At 59.7% G+C, this 18,046-nt stretch carries 17 protein-coding genes and 1 other annotated feature; of the genes, 7 read left to right on the top strand and 10 right to left on the bottom strand.

The genetic code is table 11. From position 1 onward, the window contains the following. The 6 genes from Q0Z69_RS14390 to ilvB (Q0Z69_RS14365) all read right to left on the bottom strand — a co-directional run. Nucleotides 1-833, bottom strand: an 833-nt coding sequence (locus Q0Z69_RS14390) for a dihydroxy-acid dehydratase (protein ID WP_298035045.1), incomplete at its 3' end; no start/stop codon positions are given. Between the two features lie 133 nt (nt 834-966). Beyond that, a complete protein-coding gene (gene ilvC / locus Q0Z69_RS14385; RefSeq protein WP_298035044.1) occupies nt 967-1,986 on the bottom strand; it encodes a ketol-acid reductoisomerase in 1,020 nt (339 codons plus the stop codon). Further along, on the bottom strand, nt 1,967-2,533 hold the full coding sequence (gene ilvN / locus Q0Z69_RS14380) for an acetolactate synthase small subunit (RefSeq protein WP_298035043.1): 567 nt from the start codon (nt 2,531-2,533) through the stop codon (nt 1,967-1,969). Before ilvN (Q0Z69_RS14380) ends, ilvC begins: the two co-directional genes overlap by 20 nt. Further along, complete coding sequence (gene ilvB / locus Q0Z69_RS14375; RefSeq protein WP_298035042.1) at nt 2,530-4,245, bottom strand: biosynthetic-type acetolactate synthase large subunit; 1,716 nt, start codon at nt 4,243-4,245, stop codon at nt 2,530-2,532. Before ilvB (Q0Z69_RS14375) ends, ilvN (Q0Z69_RS14380) begins: the two co-directional genes overlap by 4 nt. Before the next feature lie 205 nt (nt 4,246-4,450). Then, a complete protein-coding gene (gene ilvN, locus Q0Z69_RS14370) occupies nt 4,451-4,936 on the bottom strand; it encodes an acetolactate synthase small subunit (RefSeq protein ID WP_298035040.1) in 486 nt (161 codons plus the stop codon). 17 nt (nt 4,937-4,953) lie between these two features. Next, nucleotides 4,954-6,588: a biosynthetic-type acetolactate synthase large subunit gene (gene ilvB / locus Q0Z69_RS14365; RefSeq protein ID WP_298035038.1), complete on the bottom strand. Its 1,635-nt coding sequence runs from the start codon at nt 6,586-6,588 to the stop codon at nt 4,954-4,956. Nucleotides 6,589-7,162: 574 nt separating this feature from the next. Continuing rightward, nucleotides 7,163-7,419 (top strand) — a binding site (T-box leader). A 42-nt stretch (nt 7,420-7,461) separates the two neighbouring features. Here ilvB (Q0Z69_RS14365) and Q0Z69_RS14360 point away from each other — a divergent pair. From Q0Z69_RS14360 to Q0Z69_RS14335, 6 genes are all read left to right on the top strand, one after another. Next, nucleotides 7,462-8,994: a 2-isopropylmalate synthase gene (locus Q0Z69_RS14360; RefSeq protein WP_298035046.1), complete on the top strand. Its 1,533-nt coding sequence runs from the start codon at nt 7,462-7,464 to the stop codon at nt 8,992-8,994. Nucleotides 8,995-9,021: 27 nt separating this feature from the next. Beyond that, entirely contained in the window at nt 9,022-10,290 is a 1,269-nt protein-coding gene (gene leuC / locus Q0Z69_RS14355) for a 3-isopropylmalate dehydratase large subunit (RefSeq protein WP_298035036.1), read from the top strand. Next, nucleotides 10,287-10,778: a 3-isopropylmalate dehydratase small subunit gene (leuD, locus tag Q0Z69_RS14350; RefSeq protein ID WP_298035034.1), complete on the top strand. Its 492-nt coding sequence runs from the start codon at nt 10,287-10,289 to the stop codon at nt 10,776-10,778. The genes leuC and leuD overlap by 4 nt, the downstream gene beginning before the upstream one ends. 2 nt (nt 10,779-10,780) lie before the next feature. Continuing rightward, nucleotides 10,781-11,851 (top strand): 3-isopropylmalate dehydrogenase, encoded by a 1,071-nt coding sequence (gene leuB / locus Q0Z69_RS14345; protein WP_298035032.1) that lies wholly within the window; start codon nt 10,781-10,783, stop codon nt 11,849-11,851. Between the two features lie 166 nt (nt 11,852-12,017). Further along, entirely contained in the window at nt 12,018-13,211 is a 1,194-nt protein-coding gene (locus Q0Z69_RS14340; protein ID WP_298035030.1) for a hypothetical protein, read from the top strand. Then, nucleotides 13,208-14,395, top strand: a complete 1,188-nt coding sequence (locus Q0Z69_RS14335) for a hypothetical protein (protein WP_298035028.1) — start codon at nt 13,208-13,210, stop codon at nt 14,393-14,395. The genes Q0Z69_RS14340 and Q0Z69_RS14335 overlap by 4 nt, the downstream gene beginning before the upstream one ends. 150 nt (nt 14,396-14,545) lie before the next feature. Here the strand turns inward: Q0Z69_RS14335 and Q0Z69_RS14330 are convergent, their stop codons facing one another. The 4 genes from Q0Z69_RS14330 to Q0Z69_RS14315 all read right to left on the bottom strand — a co-directional run bounded on the left by Q0Z69_RS14330 (nt 14,546) and on the right by Q0Z69_RS14315 (nt 17,002). Continuing rightward, nucleotides 14,546-15,055, bottom strand: coding sequence for a hypothetical protein (locus Q0Z69_RS14330; RefSeq protein ID WP_298035025.1), 510 nt, complete (start codon nt 15,053-15,055; stop codon nt 14,546-14,548). Nucleotides 15,056-15,374: 319 nt separating this feature from the next. Beyond that, entirely contained in the window at nt 15,375-15,872 is a 498-nt protein-coding gene (locus tag Q0Z69_RS14325; RefSeq protein WP_298035023.1) for a hypothetical protein, read from the bottom strand. A gap of 28 nt (nt 15,873-15,900) precedes the next feature. Further along, complete coding sequence (locus Q0Z69_RS14320; RefSeq protein WP_298035022.1) at nt 15,901-16,704, bottom strand: hypothetical protein; 804 nt, start codon at nt 16,702-16,704, stop codon at nt 15,901-15,903. 121 nt (nt 16,705-16,825) lie between these two features. After that, entirely contained in the window at nt 16,826-17,002 is a 177-nt protein-coding gene (locus tag Q0Z69_RS14315; RefSeq protein ID WP_298035020.1) for a hypothetical protein, read from the bottom strand. Between the two features lie 49 nt (nt 17,003-17,051). Here Q0Z69_RS14315 and Q0Z69_RS14310 point away from each other — a divergent pair. Further along, nucleotides 17,052-18,046 (top strand): DEAD/DEAH box helicase (locus Q0Z69_RS14310; protein WP_367272324.1); only part of this gene is annotated, 995 nt, incomplete at its 3' end.

Raw genomic sequence — 18,046 nt, 5'->3', positions numbered from 1 at the left:
ATGGCGGGCAGGTGGAGCATGGTGTTGGTGGAGCAGCCCAGGGCCATGTCCACCGTCTCGGCGTTGTGGAAGGCGGCGGGGGTCATGATGTCCCGGGGCCGGATGTCCTTCTCCACCAGCTCCATGATCTTCATGCCCGCGTGCTTGGCCAGGCGGAGCCGGGCGGACCACACGGCGGGGATGGTGCCGTTGCCCCGCAGGGCCATGCCGATGGCCTCGGTGAGGCAGTTCATGGAGTTGGCGGTATACATGCCGGAGCAGGAGCCGCAGGTGGGGCAGGCGTTGTTCTCATATTCCTCCACGCCCTCCTCGTCCAGCTTGCCGGCGTAATAGGCCCCCACCGCCTCGAACATGTGGCTCAGGCAGGTGCGGCGGCCGTCGTTCAGCGTGCCTGCCAGCATGGGACCGCCGGAGACGAAGATGGTGGGGATATTCACACGGGCCGCAGCCATCAGCAGGCCGGGCACGTTTTTGTCGCAGTTGGGGATCATCACCAGACCGTCAAACTGATGGGCGATCGCCATGGCCTCGGTGGAGTCGGCGATCAGCTCCCGGGTCACCAGGGAGTACTTCATGCCCACATGGCCCATGGCGATGCCGTCGCACACGGCGATGGCGGGGAACTCCACCGGCGTGCCGCCGGCGGAGCGGATGCCCGCTTTTACCGCCTCGGCGATCTTATCCAGATTCATGTGGCCGGGGACGATCTCGTTATAGGAGCAGACCACGCCGATCAGCGGGCGCTCCAGCTCTTCCTTTGTATAGCCCAGGGCATACAGCAAAGAGCGGTTGGGGGCGGCGGGGATGCCCTTTTTCACCACGTCACTTCTCATTGTAAACCTCCATGCGTTACCGGACACAATCTTGTCAATGTGCCGCGGCTGTGCCGCTTTTGCGGCGAGCGGCCCGCCGGTTTTCACGGAGCGGCACGATGAATCGCGCCGCTCCGCGGTATTGGTCGTGCTATCAGTTGGAAGCAGTATCGGGATCGGTGTCGTTGCCCCAGAGCATGTTCTTCCGCAGCTCGGCGCCCACGGTCTCCATCTGGTGCTTGGCCAGGATGGCCCGAGAGGCATTGAAGAAGCAGCGGCCGGTCTTGTTCTCGGCGATCCACTTGCCGGCGAAGGAGCCGTTCTGAATGTCGGTGAGGACGGCCTTCATGTTCTTCTTGGTCTCCTCATAGGGCAGGATGCGGGGGCCGGAGACATACTCGCCGTACTCGGCGGTATCGGAGATGGAGTAGTTCATCATGGCCACGCCGCCCTTGTTGATGAGGTCGATGATGAGCTTCATCTCGTGGATGCACTCGAAATAGGCGTTCTCGGGGGCGTAGCCGGCTTCCACCAGAGTCTCGAAGCCCAGCTTCATCAGCTCCACCACGCCGCCGCAGAGGACGGCCTGCTCGCCGAAGAGGTCGGTCTCGGTCTCATCCTGGAAGGTGGTCTCCATCACGCCGCCCCGGGCGCCGCCGATGCCGGCGGCGTAAGCCAGGCCGATATCATAGGCCTTGCCGGTGGCGTTCTGCTCTACGGCCAGCAGGCAGGGCACGCCCTTGCCGTTGACATAGGTAGAGCGGACGGTGTGGCCGGGGCCCTTGGGGGCGATCATCAGCACGTCCACATCGGCGGGGGGAACGATCTGCTTGAAGTGGATGTTGAAGCCGTGGGCAAACATCAGGGCGTTGCCGGCCTCCAGGTTGGGGGCGATGTCCCGCTTGTAAACGTCGGCCTGGACCTCGTCGTTGATGAGGATCATCACCACATCAGCCCACTTGGCGGTGTCGGCCACGCTCATGACCTTCAGGCCGGCCTTCTCGGCGTTGGCCCAGTTCTTGCTGCCGGGACGCAGGCCCACACACACGTCGCAGCCGGATTCCTTCAGGTTCAGCGCATGGGCGTGGCCCTGGGAGCCGTAGCCGATGATGCCGATCTTCTTGCCGTCCAGCTTGCTCAGGTCGCAGTCCTTCTCATAATACATTTTTGCCATATTCGTATTCCTCCTTCAATTTGCTCTCGTCGTATATTGTGTTACACCCTCGTTCGATGGCGATAGTGCCGGTCTTTGCGATCTCCAGGATGCCGAAGTCCTCCAGCATCTCAATGAGCGCCGCATTTTTGCTCTGGCTGCCGAACACCCAGATAGTCAGGGCGTTTTTGGCCACGTCGATGACCTTGGCCCGGAAGATGTTCACCAGCTGGATGATCTCGTCCCGGGAGACCCGGTCGGCGCAGCTGACCTTGATCAGGGCGATCTCCCGGCGGATGCAGGTCTCCTCGTCCAGGATCTTCACCGCCTTGACCGGCAGCAGCTTGCGGCACTGGGCCGCGATCTGATCGATCATCAGCTCGTCGCCGATCAGCTCGATGGAGATGCGGGCGATGCCGGGCTTGTCCGTAGCGCCGGAGACGATGGATTCAATGTTATAGCCCTTCCGGGAGAACAGGCGGGACACCTGGCTGAGCACGCCGGGGACGTCCTCCACCAGAATGCACATGGTATAGAGCTTTCGTCTGGTATCCAGCGGCTTTTTCATTTGGAGCCCTCCTTCAGCAGAAAATCCGTGATGGGCGAGCCGGCGGCCACCATGGGGCGCACCATCTCGTCAATGTCCAGCACGCAGTCGATCACCGCGCCGGAGCCGCAGGCCAGGGCCTGGGCAAAGGCCGTCTCCATCTCCGCCCGGTCGGTGACCCGGAAGCCCTTCAAGCCGTAAGCCTCCGCCAGCTTGACAAAGTCCGGTCCCCGGTCCAGGGTGGTCTCAGAGTAGCGTTTGCCGTAGATCAGACTCTGCCACTGGCGGACCATGCCCAGCGTGCCGTTGTTGAAGATCACGGTGATGATGGGCAGGCCGTAGTGTTCCACCGTGCACAGCTCGTGACAGTTCATGCGGAAGCAGCCGTCGCCGGTGACGTGGACGACCCGCTTATCCGGGTTGCCCATCTGGGCGCCTATGGCGGCGCCCAGGCCAAAGCCCATGGTGCCGAAGCCGCCGGAGGTCAGGAGCTGGCCGGGATAGTCGAAGTGCAGATACTTGATAGACCACATCTGATGCTGGCCCACATCGGTAGCTACGATGGTATCATGGGGGGCCTGGAGGCGAATGACCTCCAACACCTGCTGGGGCGTCAGCTTAGGGCTGTCCTCCGCCACGGAGGGTGCCCGCATGGGCAGGATATGTTCTTTCCAGGCGGTGTGGTCGTACTGGGGCATCTTCTCGTTCAGCAGGGTCAGGACCCGCTTGGCGGAGCCGATGATGTGGTGATCCGTCAAAACATTTTTGTCGATCTCCGCCCGGTCGATGTCGATCTGGACGACCTTGGCCTGACTGGCGAAGGTGGCGGGGTCCAGGGCTACCCGGTCAGAGAAGCGGCATCCTACGGCGATCAGCAGATCGCACTCGGCGCAGGCCACATTGGACGCCTGGGAGCCGTGCATGCCGATCATGCCGGTGGTCAATGGATGGCTGCCGGGGAAACCGCCGCCGCCCATGACAGTGATGGCCACCGGAGCATCCAGCTTTTCCGCGAACTTCCGGAATACCTGGTCGGCCTTGCCCCGGACCACGCCGCCGCCGCAGATCAGCAGCGGCCGCTCCGACTGGGCGATCATATCCACCAGGGTGTCGATATCGCCCTGGTCAGGCTCCGGGGCCTTCAGCGCGTGGCTGCTGGCCAGCGCCTGGATAGATGAGCAGGCGCGGTTCTGGTTCCAGGGAACGAACTCATAGTCGATCATCACATCCGGCGCGGTGACGTTCTTCAGAAAGTCGATGAGCACCGGACCGGGCCGGCCGGTGGCCGCCACGGCGAAGGCCTGGCGCATCACGTCGGGGATGGTCTGGGGGTCCCGCACCAGGTAGGTGGCCTTGGTGATGGGCATGGCGATTCCGGTGGTGTCCACCTCCTGGAAGGAATCCTTGCCCAGCAGGCTCTCTCCCACGTTGCAGGTGATGAACACCACAGGCGAGGAGTCCAGATGGGCGGTGGCGATGCCGGTGGTGAGATTGGTGGCGCCGGGACCACTGGTGGCGAAGCACACCCCCACCCTGCCCGTGGATCGGGCATAGCCGTCCGCCGCGTGGGCCGCGCCCTGCTCATGGGCTGTCAGCACATGGCGGATCCTGTCCTGGTACCGGTACAGCTCGTCGTACAAATTCAAAATGGTGCCGCCGGGATAGCCGAAAATGGTATCCACCTCCTGCTCCAGCAGGCATTCCATAATAGCCGCGGTCGCTCTGATCTTCATTTCGTGTTCACTCCAGTCTATCGACGATTGGAAATAGTCTCGCAGAGTTTCGCCGTCCGCGGACGGCAGAACAAATCCAAATTCGTCCAATTATTTTCCGGCGGCATGTCTGCCGAAAAAAGCCCTCCCGGCCTGCAGACGCGCGAGCGAAGCGAGTGCTCTGCAGCAGGCCGCAGCTTTTTTCAAACAAGCAGCAAGCCGCTGACTAAATTTTGCCGCCGCCCTTTTGCAGGGCGATAACGCCGGTGCGGGCCACCTCCAAGATGTTGAAGGGGCGCATCATATCCTCAAAGGTGCTGACCCGGTCCGGGGTGTCGGACAGCTCCAGGGTCATGGAGGTGGGAGAGATGTCCGCCACCTTGGCGCCGCAGATGCTGCAGATGGTCATGATATGCTCGCGGCTGCTTTTATTGGCGCTGACCTTGATGATCATCAGCTCCCGGCCGATGAGGCTGTTCTCATCCAGCGTGCGGACCTTGATGACCTCCACCAGCTTGTTCAGCTGCTTTTCCACCTGCTCCACCACGCTGTTGCCATTGTCCACGATGATGGTGATGCGGGAGAGGGTCGGGTCGTCGGTGACGCCCACGGCCAGGGAATCAATGTTGAAAGCCCGGCGGGAAAAGAGGCTGGTGATCCGATTCAGGACACCCGCCTGGTTCTCCACCAGCACGGAAATCGTCTGTTTCATGGCCTTTCTCCTTCCTCTCAGTCCGTGGTGCCCACATCGGGACTGACCTCGCAGATCAGGATGCAGCTGCCCTTCACGGCCAGGAACCGGTCCAGGGTCTCGTCCAGCTTGTCCTCATCATCCGCCGTCAAACTGGGAATACCGTAAGCTGCAGCGATGGCCGCAAAATCAGGGGAGCCGTCCAGGTCCACGCCGAAGGGGCCATGATAGGGAGCCGTCTTCTGGATCTGATGGACCAGTCCCAGCACGTGGTTGCGGAAGAGGACGATCTTGATGTCCATTCCGGCGCGGCGGATGGCGGACAGCTCGTTCATCGCCATCTGGAAAGATCCGTCGCCGCAGATCACAACGGTCTGCCGCTCCGGCTGGGCCACCTTGACGCCCACGGCGGCGGGCAGGGCGTAGCCCATGGTGCCCAGGCCCCCGGAGGTCAGCAGCCGCCCGTGCTTCTGGGGCAGGTATTTGCAGGCGAAGATCTGATTCTGGCCCACGTCCACACAGACTACAGCGTTGTCGTCCAGCCGCCGTCCCAGCTTCCGCATCACAGTGCCGGGGAACACGGAGCCTTCCCGCCGGGGGAATTCCCGGTCCAGCTCCGCCCTGCGGTATCCCTTCAGCCGCTCCCGCCATTCCGCCGCGTCGGGCGCCGGGACCTCCAGCGCCAGCAGCTGCTGCAGGATGACCTTCACATCGCCCACCAGGGGGATGGCGGCCTGCATGTTTTTGCCGATCTCCGCCGGGTCCACATCGATGTGGATGGTAGCCATGCGGCGCTGGATCTCCTCCGGGGAGATGATGGCCCGGTCCGCCACCCGGCTGCCCACCATGATGAGCAGGTCGGACTTGGCCAGGGCCTTGTTGGCACAGCGGTTGCCGTGGGCGCCGATCATGCCCAGGTTCAGCGGGTGGTCCGTGGGCAGAACGGACAGGCCCATCATGGTCTTGACCACCGGGATGGCATACCGCTCCGCCAGCTCCACCAGCTCCGCCTGAGCGTCCGCCAGCCACACGCCGCCGCCGGCGCAGATCACCGGCTGTCTGGACTGGGAGATGGCCTCGGCGACCCGCTTGATCTGCAGGTCGTTGCCCCTGACAGAGGGTTTGTAGCCCCGGATGCTGACGCTCTCCGGGAAGTCCGGGTCCTCCACCAGCTGCTCCTGCACGTCGATGGGAACGTCGATCAGCACCGGACCGGGACGGCCGGTAGAGGCCAGATAGAACGCCTCCTTGACCACCTGGGGCAGCCTGGCGGCGTCCTTCACCAGGTAATTGTGCTTGGTGAAGGGAGTCACCGCCCCGGTGATGTCCACCTCTTGGAAGATATCCCGGCCCAGCAGACTGCTGGGGACCTGCCCGGTGATGGCCACCATAGGGATCGAGTCCATATAGGCCGTGGCAACGCCGGTGATCAGGTTGGTGGCGCCGGGGCCGCTGGTCACCATGCACACGCCCACCCTGCCGGATACCCGGGCGTAGCCGGAGGCCATGTGGCCGGCGTTCTGCTCCGTGCGGACCAGTGTGTAGCCGATCTCGGGATGCTCCTTCAGAGCGTCCACCGCCGGGCAGATGGTGGCGCCGGCATAGCCGAAGATGTGTTCCACACCCTCCCGCAGGAGGCTCTCGATCAAGATTCGCGCGCCTGTCATTTCCATATCCATCCCTCCCATACAAAACAAAGTCCGCGGCCCTGCGTCGGGTCACGGACTTTCAAGAATTTCGATTGAGGCTATCAGCGGCTTTCTGCGGAGATCCGGTGAAGTCCAGCGATGACATCCTTGCTCGGCGCATGACCAAACGCACTATTCGTATTCTGTACTAAAATGACCAGTACCAGAATCAGAATAATGCTAATCATCAGGATGTTGATGAGAGCCATCATAAACATGGGATCCCCCGCCGTCTCAAACACGGCCACCACAATTTCAGCTGAAGCATTTCTGCCTGTCTTGTTTTGTTATTATACATATCGCCGCATTAAAGCGCAACTGCAAATTGAGGTTTTTTTCACTTTTCTGAATATTTGAACGAATCCATTTATATTGTATTTGATTTTTATGTGCAATTTACCCATTTTTTTGTGGGGACCCGCCCCTTGGTACGCTGGTTTTTTTCTCAGACAACGCAGGCGGCTGTCTGACATCTCCCCACCCCCGGCCGCCGGGAAAGAAAAATTTTTCTTGACAAGTTTCCCTTCTTCCTGTATTTTATTGTTCAACAGCAAAATGAACAGATACGATGACAGGGAAAAAGTCCATTCAGGATGCTTCAGAGAGCCGCCGGCCGGTGCGAGGCGGTGCGGAGAGAAAGGACGTCACTGGCCCTCGAGTATTTCCGCTGAGGCCGCATGCGGCTTAGGCGGAAACGGGATTCCTCACCGTTACCAGAGAGGCGGGATTCGCGGAGCATATCCGCTGATGCCGGGAGCGGGCAATTTTTTTGCCAATGAGAGTGGTACCGCGGAAGTTCAGGCTTTCGTCTCTTCAATGTGAAGAAGACGAAGGCTTTTTTTGTTGTCTGGATCAAACATCGTACAGGAGGAATCAATCATGAATCGCATCAAAATCTTCGATACGACCCTGCGGGACGGCGAGCAGTCCCCCGGCTGCAGCATGAACCTGACGGAGAAGATCGAAATGGCAAAGCAGCTGGAAAAGCTGGGCGTGGACGTGATCGAGGCGGGCTTTGCCATCGCCTCCCCCATGGACCACAAGAGCGTCCAGGCCATTGCCGGAGCCGTGTCCAACTGCTCTGTGGCCTCTCTGGCCCGCTGCGCCAAGGGCGACATCGACGCCGCCTGGGACGCGGTGAAGGATGCCAAGCATCCGCGCATCCACGTGTTCCTGGCCACCAGCGACATCCATATGGAATACAAGCTGAAAATGACCCGGGAGCAGGTGCTCTCCCGCATCAGCGAAATGGTGGCCTACGCCAAAAGCCTCTGCGATGACATCGAGTTCTCCGCTGAGGACGCCTCCCGCACTGACTGGGCCTTTCTGGTCCAGTGCTGCATCAACGCTATAAGTGCCGGCGCCACGACCCTGAACATCCCCGATACCGTGGGCTACTCAACTCCCCAGGAGATGTCGGACCTCATCGTTTACCTGCGTCAAAATGTCCCAGGGATCGAAAATGTGGACATCTCCGTCCACTGCCACAACGACCTGGGCATGGCCGTGGCCAATTCCCTGGCCTGTATCAAAGCTGGCGCGACCCAGGTGGAATGCACCGTCAACGGCATCGGCGAGCGGGCAGGCAACGCCAGCCTGGAGGAGCTGGTCATGGCTCTGCGGACCCGCCAGAGCTTCTATGACGCGGAGACCGGCATCAACACCCGCCAGATCTACCGCTCCAGCAAGCTCCTCAGCAACATTACCGGCGTGCCTATCCCCCCCAGCAAGGCCATCGTGGGTGCCAACGCCTTCGCCCATGAGTCCGGCATCCACCAGCACGGCGTGCTGGCCAATGCCCAGACCTATGAGATTATGACCCCCGCCGAGGTGGGCGTGCCCCAGAACACCATGGTGCTGGGCAAGCACTCCGGCAAGCACGCCCTGCGGGAGAAGCTGGAGACCATGGGCTATGAGCTGACCGACGAGGAGCTGGAGGCCGTGTTTACCCGCTTCAAATCCCTGGCGGACAAGAAAAAGAACATCACCGGCTCCGACCTGGAGGCCCTGGTCCTCCACCGGCGCAATAACGTCCGGGGTGCCTGCCGTCTGGTGAGCCATGTCATCAACGCCGGCGACGGCGTACCCAACACCTCCTGCATCAAGCTGACGCGGGATGATGAGGTGCTGGAGGAGGTTGCTATCGGCTCCGGTCCTCTGGACGCGTCCTTCAAGGCCATCAACCGGATGCTGAACATGGACATCAAGCTGGAGAGCTTCAGCCTGAACGCCGTCACCGACGGCGAGGACGCCATCGGCGAGGCGGTGGTGAAGTTGGAGGATGAGCACGGCGAGTCCTACACCGGCACGGGCCTGTCCACGGACATCATCGAGTCCTCTATCCGGGCCTATGTCAACGGCATCAATAAGATCATGGAAGCAAACGCATAAAATGCATAAAGATAAGGAGAAACAGCTATGGGAATGACTATGACACAAAAAATTCTGGCGGCCCATGCCGGGCTTCCGGAGGTCCGGTCAGGACAGCTGATCCAGTCCAAGCTGGACCTGATTATGGGCAACGACATCACAACCCCAGTCGCCATCAACGAGTTTGAGGCAGCGGGCTTCGACCGGGTGTTTGACAAGAGCAAGATCGCCCTGGTGATGGACCACTTCGTCCCCAACAAGGACATCAAGGCGGCGACCCAGTGCAAGCAGTGCCGCGCCTTTGCCCGGAGGTTCGACATCGACCACTATTACGATGTGGGCACCATGGGCATCGAGCACGCCCTGCTGCCGGAAAAGGGCCTGGTAGCCCCCGGCGAGGCGGTCATCGGCGCCGACTCCCACACCTGCACCTACGGTGCGCTGGGTTCCTTTTCCACCGGCGTCGGCTCCACTGACATAGGCGCCGCCATGGCGACGGGCGAGCTTTGGTTCAAAGTCCCCTCCGCCATCAAGGTCAACCTCACCGGCAAGCTCCGCCCCTATGTCTCCGGCAAGGATGTGATCCTGACTCTCATCGGCATGATCGGCGTGGACGGTGCCCGCTACCAGTCCCTGGAGTTCACCGGCCCCGGCGTGGCCGCCCTCACCATCTATGACCGCCTGACCATCTGCAACATGGCGATCGAGGCCGGCGCCAAAAACGGCATCTTCCCCGTAGATGACATCACCCGCGCCTATGTGGAGGGCCGGGTGGACCGTCCCTGGACCACCTATGAGGCGGATGCGGACGCCGAGTACGAGCGGACTATCGACCTTGACCTCTCTCAGGTGGACTGCACCGTGGCCTGGCCCCATCTGCCGGAGAACGCCCACAGCGCCCGGGAGGGCAAGGACATCGCCATCGACCAGATCGTCATCGGCTCCTGCACCAACGGCCAGCTGGCGGACATGGCCGCCGCCGCCGAAGTCCTGAAGGGCCGCCATCTGGCCAAGGACGTCCGGGGCATCATCATCCCCGCCACTGAGCACGTATACCGGGAGTGCATGCGCCTGGGCTACACTGACATTTTCCTGGATGCCGGCTGCGTCGTCTCGACCCCCACCTGCGGGCCGTGCCTGGGCGGCTACATGGGCATCCTGGCAGAGGGCGAGCGGTGCGTTTCCACCACCAACCGCAACTTCGTGGGCCGCATGGGCCATGCGAAGAGTGAGGTCTATCTGGCCTCCCCCGCCGTGGCCGCCGCCTCCGGCATTGCCGGACATATTTCTCATCCCGAGGAGGTCGTAAACAAATGAACGCACATGGAATCGCGCATAAGTATGGGGACCACGTGGATACCGACGTCATCATCCCCGCCCGGTATCTGAACACCCAGAGCCACAAGGAGCTGGCCTCCCACTGCATGGAGGAAATCGACAAGGAATTCATCCACAAGGTCAAAGACGGCGACATCATGGTGGCCGGGCTGAACTTCGGCTGCGGCTCCTCCCGGGAGCATGCCCCTATCGCCCTCAAGGCCGCCGGCATCTCCTGTGTCATCGCCAAGAACTTCGCCCGCATCTTCTACCGCAACGCCATCAACATCGGTATGGCCATTCTGGAGTGCCCCGCCGCCAGTGATGGCATCAGCGCGGGAGACGAGGTGGCCGTGGACTTTGACTCCGGCGTCATCACCAACATCACCAAAAACGAGACCTATCAGGCGGAGCCGTTCCCGCCCTTCATCAAGAACATGATCGTCAAGGGCGGCCTGATGGCCTCCCTGAAGGACAAGGAGGCATGAGCATGGAAAAGACCATTGCCGTCATCAAGGGCGACGGCATCGGCCCCGAGATCGTCACCGAAGCCATGGGCGTGCTGGACGCCGTGGCCGCCAAATTCGGCCACGCCTTCACCTACAAGGACGCCCCCATGGGCGGCTGTGCCATCGACGCCTTCGGCGTTCCCCTGCCGGATTCCAGCTTGGAGACCTGCCTGGCCGCCGACAGCGTGCTGCTGGGCGCCGTGGGCGGCCCCAAGTGGGACAGCCAGCCCGCCTCCAACCGCCCCGAGCGGGGCCTTTTGAAGCTGCGGGGCTCCATGGGCCTCTATACCAACGTCCGTCCCGCCCGGATGTTCTCCGACCTCTCCGCCGCCTGTCCCCTGCGCCCAGACATTGCCGCCAGAGGCATCGACTTCGTGGTGGTGCGGGAACTGATCGGCGGCGTGTACTTCGGCGACCACTCCACCGCCCAGGTGGACGGCGAGCAGAAGGCCACGGACATCATGTCCTACGCTGAGCATGAGATCCGCCGGGTCGCCCATGTGGCCTTCCAGATGGCCCAAAAGCGCCGTAAGCGGGTCACTTCCGTTGATAAGGCCAACGTGCTGGATACCTCCCGCCTGTGGCGCAGGACCGTCACCGAGGTGGCTAAGGAGTATCCCGATGTGGAGCTGCTGCATATGTACGTAGACAATGCCTCCATGCAGATCGTCCGGGACCCCAGCCAGTTCGACGTCATCGTGACGGAGAACCTGTTCGGCGACATCCTCTCCGACGAGGCCAGCCAGGTCACCGGCTCCATCGGCATGATCCCCTCCTCCAGCATGGGCGAGGGGACCCGGGGCCTGTATGAACCGATCCACGGCTCCGCCCCGGACATCGCGGGCCAGGATAAGGCCAATCCCATCGGCACCATCCTGGCCGCCGCCATGATGCTGCGGTACAGCTTCAACATGGCCGCCGAGGCCGACGCTGTTGAAAACGCCGTGGACCAGGTCCTGAAGGACGGCTTCCGCTGCGGCGACATCATGCAGAGCGGCGGGAAGCTGGTGGGCTGCCGGGAGATGGGCGCGGAGATTCGCAAGCGCATTTAAAAAAACGATTGATATGGATCCTGAAGGGGCCGCTGATTTTCACCAGCGGCCCCCTTCTTTTTGCCCCGAGGCAGGAAAGCCGGTTTTTGTAACCGCTTTGTTCTTGTAATCCGGCGGGAATTGCTCTATGCTGGTAATATGACAATACCGAAAGGAGGCACGCGCCATGGCTTCCCGTACCTTGCTGATCCCCGCCCTGCTGGACGACTGGTTTCCCCTGCTGCGGCACGCCTTTGCGTCGGAGGAATGGGAGCCGGTGCTGCTGACGGAGGACGACCCCCAGCTGGCGGAGCTGGGCCTGCGGTATTTCCACAACGAGCTGTGCTATCCGGTCTTTTTGATCGCGGGGCAGGTGCTGTCGGCGCTGGCCTCCGGAAAATACGACCCGGCCCGCTGCGGCGTGCTGTTCGGCCAGGCCGGGGACGAGTGCCGCGGCTCCTGCGGCATCCGGCTGATGCGGCGGGTCCTGGACCAGGCCGGATACCGGGACGTGGCCCTGCTGAGCCTGAACGTTCGGGGCATCGACCGGGATGCCGGCCTCGCCATCACGCCCCGGATGGTCCGCCGGGCCTTGGCCGGGGCGGTGTGGGGCGATACCCTGGCCATCCTGCGGGACCAGGCCCGCCCCTATGAGGCCGTTCCTGGGGCGGCGGAGGCGCTTTGGCAACGCTGGATGGAAGCTCTGGGCCAGGATCTGCGGCAGGGACGAAATCTCTCCCGGCCCGCCATACTGGCCCGATGCCGGGAGATGGCCCGGGACTTCCAGGAGCTGGAGACGGTGGAGCGCCCGGTACAGAAGGTGGCCATCGTCGGCGAGATCTACACCAAATACTGCCGCCTGGGCAACTGGAAGCTCCAGCCGTATCTGGCGGCGGAGCACTGCCGGATCGGCGTGGGCGGCATCACCTGGTACACTCTATACTATATGGACACCCATACCGTAAAAGGCTCCGCCGCCCAGCGGAAGCTGTACCGCTTGCTGAAACGGTATATGGCCGGCGTCCAGCGGGACATGCTGGACATCCTGCGGGACGCGGGCTTTGAGACCCTGCCGCCCTTTGGGGAGATGAAAAAGCAGGCGGAGGGCTATGCCCCGCTGAATGTCACTGTGGCGGACGGCTGGCTCATCACCGCTGAGGCGGCAGCCTGGGCCAGGCTGGGTTACCGCAAGATCCTGTGCGTCCAGCCCTTCGCCTGCCTGCCGGGGCACATTTTCGGCAAGGGGCAGTACGCCGCCCTTCAGCGCAAGCTGCCCCAGGTCCGTCTGGTCAGCGTGGATTACGACGCCAGCACCGGCGAGGGCACCGTGCAGAGCCGCATCCGCATGCTGCTGGACGAGGAGCTGGAGGACGTGCCATGACCGCCTCTACTCTTCTGATCCCTGCCCTGTTTGACGCCCACTGGCCCCTGCTGCAGTGGGCCTTTGAATCCCCGCAATGGCACGCCGTGGTGCTGGACGGCACGGAGGGTGTGGAGGACCTGGGACTGCGGCATGTCCACAACGACCTGTGCTATCCCTTCGTCCTCATCACCGGACAGGTCCTTTCAGCCCTGCAAAGTGGCCGGTATGATCCAGCCCGCACCGCCGTGCTGATCTCCCAGGCGGGAGACGCCTGCCGCGGCTCCTGCCTGATCCGGCTGCTGCGGCCTGTGCTGGACAGGGCAGGCTTTGCCCAGGTGCGGCTGCTGAGCCTGAACGTTCGGGACATCGAGCGGGATACCGCTCTGCCGGTCACCTCCGCCATGCTTCGCCGGGCGGCCGCCGCCGTGCTGTGGGGCGACGCCCTGATGCTGCTGCGGAACCAGACGCGCCCCTATGAGGCCTATCCCGGCGAGACGGACGCTCTCCGGCGGCGCTGGATGGAGCGGCTCTCTATCTGTCTGCGGACCGGCCGGGGGCTTGACAGCCGGTCCATCCTCCGCCGCTGCCGGGAGATGGCGGCGGATTTCCGCGCCGTGCCCACAGCGGTGCGGGATATCCAGAAGATCGCCGTGGTGGGAGACATCTACACCAAATACTGCCGCCTGGGCAACTGGGACCTGGAGACCTATCTGGCGGAGCAGGGCTGCGAGATGGCCGTGGGCGGTCTGAGCTGGTACGCCCTGTACTACATGGACACCCACCTGGACGCCGGCTCCCCCCTGCTCCGGCTGGGCGGTCAGGCCGGCATGGTGTGGCTGGCCCGCCGCCAGGAAGCGCTGGCGGCGCTTTTGCGGGAGGCGGGCTTCACCTGTCCGCCGCCCTATCCCGCGCTGAAGGCCCAGGCATCGGGTCTGACCCCTGTGTCCTGTGCCGTGGGCAGCGGCTGGCTGCTGTCGGCGGAGACCGCCGCCTGGGTGCGGGCGGGCTACCCCAAGGTGCTGGCCACCATGCCCTTCGGCTGCCTGCCGGGCCATGTCTACGCCCGAGGCCAGTTCGCCCTGCTCCAGCGCAGCCTGCCGGGAAGCCTGATCGTCGGCGTGGATTACGACGCCAGCACCCGCAGCGGCACCGTGGAGAGCCGGGTGCGGATGCTGCTGGACACGGAACTGTCTTTTTCTTGAAATCTCTGCAAGATCCCCGCCAACGAAGAGGCGTTTCCTGAGACATACCCACAAGCAGAGCAGCCGCCCCTGCCGGAGACATTCCGGCAGGGGCGGCTATGATTGCTGATGTGCATACTCTGAAAAGCGCTGGAAGAACGCGGCCCAGCGTCAGGCAGCCCCGTTCACCTCGAGCCGCCCCTTCTTCCCCTCAAATGTGAGCTTGACCGATCTCCCAGTGTCAAATTCCACCTTATAAAAGCTCTCCTGGAGCGTATCCCCCATTTGCTGATACCCATGGGCCGCGCTGTCGTCTTCCAGCAGCCGAACCATCAGGACGGTGCCTCCATCCGCGCGTTCTGAAAAAGCAGCGGTCTTTCCGTCCGGCATGCTCCCGCCGGATATCCTGACCTGCTCTCCGTCCAGATCAAGCTCCCGCGCCCCGCCGCTGGCGGTGAACCGCGCGGCAAGCGCGGCAAAGCCCTGCTCATCAAGCGGCTCGGCCAGCAGGACCCGCTTTTCAGAAAATTCTTTCTGCAAAGCTGTGACCTGCTGCTTTTGAAACAGCTCCTCCAGCTCAGCGCGGGTATAGACCCTTGGCTCTGGGCGCAAGCTGAGATACGCCGTCAAACAGAGCAGTGCGGTCAGGCCTAAGGTCAAAAGAATCCGGTATCTTTTCAACCACAGCCTCCTTTAAACACCCTCTTCGAATTCTTCAACATCACTGGATAAATACGAATATCCCCAATACATATCGCTTCCCCGCGTTATAGTTCTGGGGGTAACTGTTTTTAACTGTGCAGTTACAGGCGCTTCATAAATATACTTCCGCATGGTTATGACACCATCTTCACAACGCAGGAGATCAATGCGGTTTGCGCTGATTTCTGTTGAAATTACTTGTACAAATTCGCTTTCAGAAACTGTTAGAGGAATTCTCTAACATCAGCTATTAGCTTGAACGCACTATAAGCAAACGCTTTCTTCCGTTTTTATACAGCTATTCTTTACAATTTAGTACAGTATATAAATCTACATCATTCCAAGTGTAGTATACTATTCCGCCTTTCCTTATAAAGTTATTTTTGCTATTATATGAAAAACCGATATGATTTTTTGCTTTGTCATTACCTTTTTCAGAAAAGTAAATATACCCATCTTGTGCACTTATTTGGTTAAAAATAGTTCTCAACGCACTTCGAGAGGCATAAATTTGGTTGCAGTGTTGAAGAACCTCTAGAGAAATATCCTCGTTACTTTTACTAATATCATTAGATGTTTGACAGATTGGCTCTACTATAATTGGCGCATATTTTTGCGGCGGAAATAAATTATTATGTGGGAAATAAAAGCAAAGCAAATAAATCAGACCACACGAGAAGATAGTCGCAGACAGAGTAAATATCCTTTTTTTGCCTGGTTTTTTTAATTGAATTATTAGCGATAAAATTACAATTATCCATACAAATAAAGTTAGAATACTTATAAATATTGGCATAAAATTCCTCAATGTTGCTGCTAAAATTTTATGAAGCGGACATCATTCCTTTTGTCACATTAATTGTAGCCGTGTATCCACTAACTGTTACATCTAAAGTATCAGGGCTTTCGTCTAATGGCATTGTTTCAAGACGTCTATTATAACAAACAATTTGACGATTTTGGGTGCTATTGTACCGTGGTGAATCAAAGGGGCCGACAGATGTATTTTGTGTTTCATTATTTGCAGGGTTTCCTCCTGGTGTATATACATTAAATTTGCAGTTTGTTACATGCACCCTGGATTCAATGGAGCGGAGCAATGCATCGCCAACTGCCCCCTCAGCATAATTGATAGCTTTGATATATGTATATACCATAACAATACCCCAGTCACCTGCAAATTGCAAGGACTTCGTTGAGCTACCAACTACAGTAGGATCATAAAACGCATCTCTTAGAATTTGATATGCAGTAAGCGCAGTAGCAAAACCACTGAATTTAAAACCAATAACCAGGGTGGCTGCTGCTTCTAAAACAGAAGTATTGAATCCTTTCTTAATAGTAGTATATGGAGCACTGTTTCTAAAACTTAGATATTCTGTACGGTATTCGCGATTTTGATACCCAGAAACCCAAGTATCCGATAAGTACAAATCCACTCCATCCACTAGACGGGTTTCAATATTATTTTCTACATTGCTGATAGCAGCATCGGAAATTTCTTCCAATGTTTCTGCCATCTCATCACTAATTTCATAAATGGCCTTTGCATCGTTAATGCTGGATTTATCCAAAATATCAATGTGTGCTTTAGTAGCAATTGCGAATTCGGAATCAGTTACCTGCACAAAATAATTTTGCTCAGCACCAATAAGGTTTTTTATACAATTTATGGTCCTATAATACTCGCCTCCTTTGGAAAGATTTCTTCATGTATAATATAGCATAATCTAAAGAGTTTTCCATATATTACCACATATTTTTATTTTGATCCTCCGGCGGGCCGGCGCCCGCCGGATGTTCTCCGGAGATCGGACTTTGTAAATTTTTTGCGTTCCCCTGGATTTTCTTTGCATTTCCGGCGCTGTTGTGGTATGCTATCTTTGCTTTTTTATGAGCTTTCACAGATGATAAAGATCTGTACATTTCTTCCTCTTCTCCCAAGAGAACCGGAATTGGAAAGGATGTTTCATAAATCATGGGTCTGATGAAAACACTGTTTGGCGATTACAGCTCCCGGGAGCTGAAATCCATCTACCCCATCGTAGACAAGATCGAGGCCATGGCCGACGCGTACAAGGCCATGACCGACGCCCAGCTCCAGGCCAAGACCGCGGAGTTCAAGGAGCGCCTCGCGAATGGCGAGACGCTGGACGATATCCTGCCGGAGGCCTTCGCCACCGTGCGGGAGACCGCCGACCGGGTGCTGGGCCTGCGGCCCTACCGGGTCCAGCTGGTGGGCGGCGTGGTGCTGCACCAGGGCCGCATCGCCGAGATGAAGACCGGCGAGGGCAAGACCCTGGTGGCCACCCTCCCCGCCTATCTGAACGCCCTGACGGGCCGGGGCGTCCACATCGTCACCGTCAACGACTATCTGGCCAAGCGCGACAGCGAGTGGATGGGCAAAGTCCACCGCTTCCTGGGGCTGAAGGTGGGCTTGATCGTCCACGGCCTCACCAGCAAGGAGCGCCAGGAGGCCTACGCCGCCGACATCACCTACGGCACCAACAACGAGATGGGCTTCGACTATCTGCGTGACAATATGTGCATCTACTCCACGGAGCTGGTGCAGCGGGGCCATGCCTTCGCCATCGTGGACGAGGTGGACTCCATCCTCATCGACGAGGCCCGCACCCCCCTCATCATCTCCGGCCAGGGGGAAAAGTCCACTCAGCTCTACGACATGGCAGAGATGTTCGTCTCCCGCCTGAAAAAGCAGGTAGTGGTCCAGGTAGACAACAAGGAGGAAGAGGACGTCAACATCGACGCCGACTATGTGGTGGACGAGAAGGCCAAGTCCGCGACCCTCACCGCCCGGGGCATCTCCAAGGCGGAGGAATTCTTCCATGTGGAGAACCTGTCCGACCCCTCCAACGCCACGCTGAACCACCATATCAACCAGGCCATCAAGGCCCACGGCACCATGAAGCGGGACATCGACTACGTGGTGAAGGACGGCGAGGTCATCAT

Source organism: uncultured Dysosmobacter sp. (assembly GCF_947631165.1).
Lineage (GTDB): Bacteria > Bacillota > Clostridia > Oscillospirales > Oscillospiraceae > Oscillibacter.
This window is presented reverse-complemented; position numbering and strand designations above follow the sequence as displayed.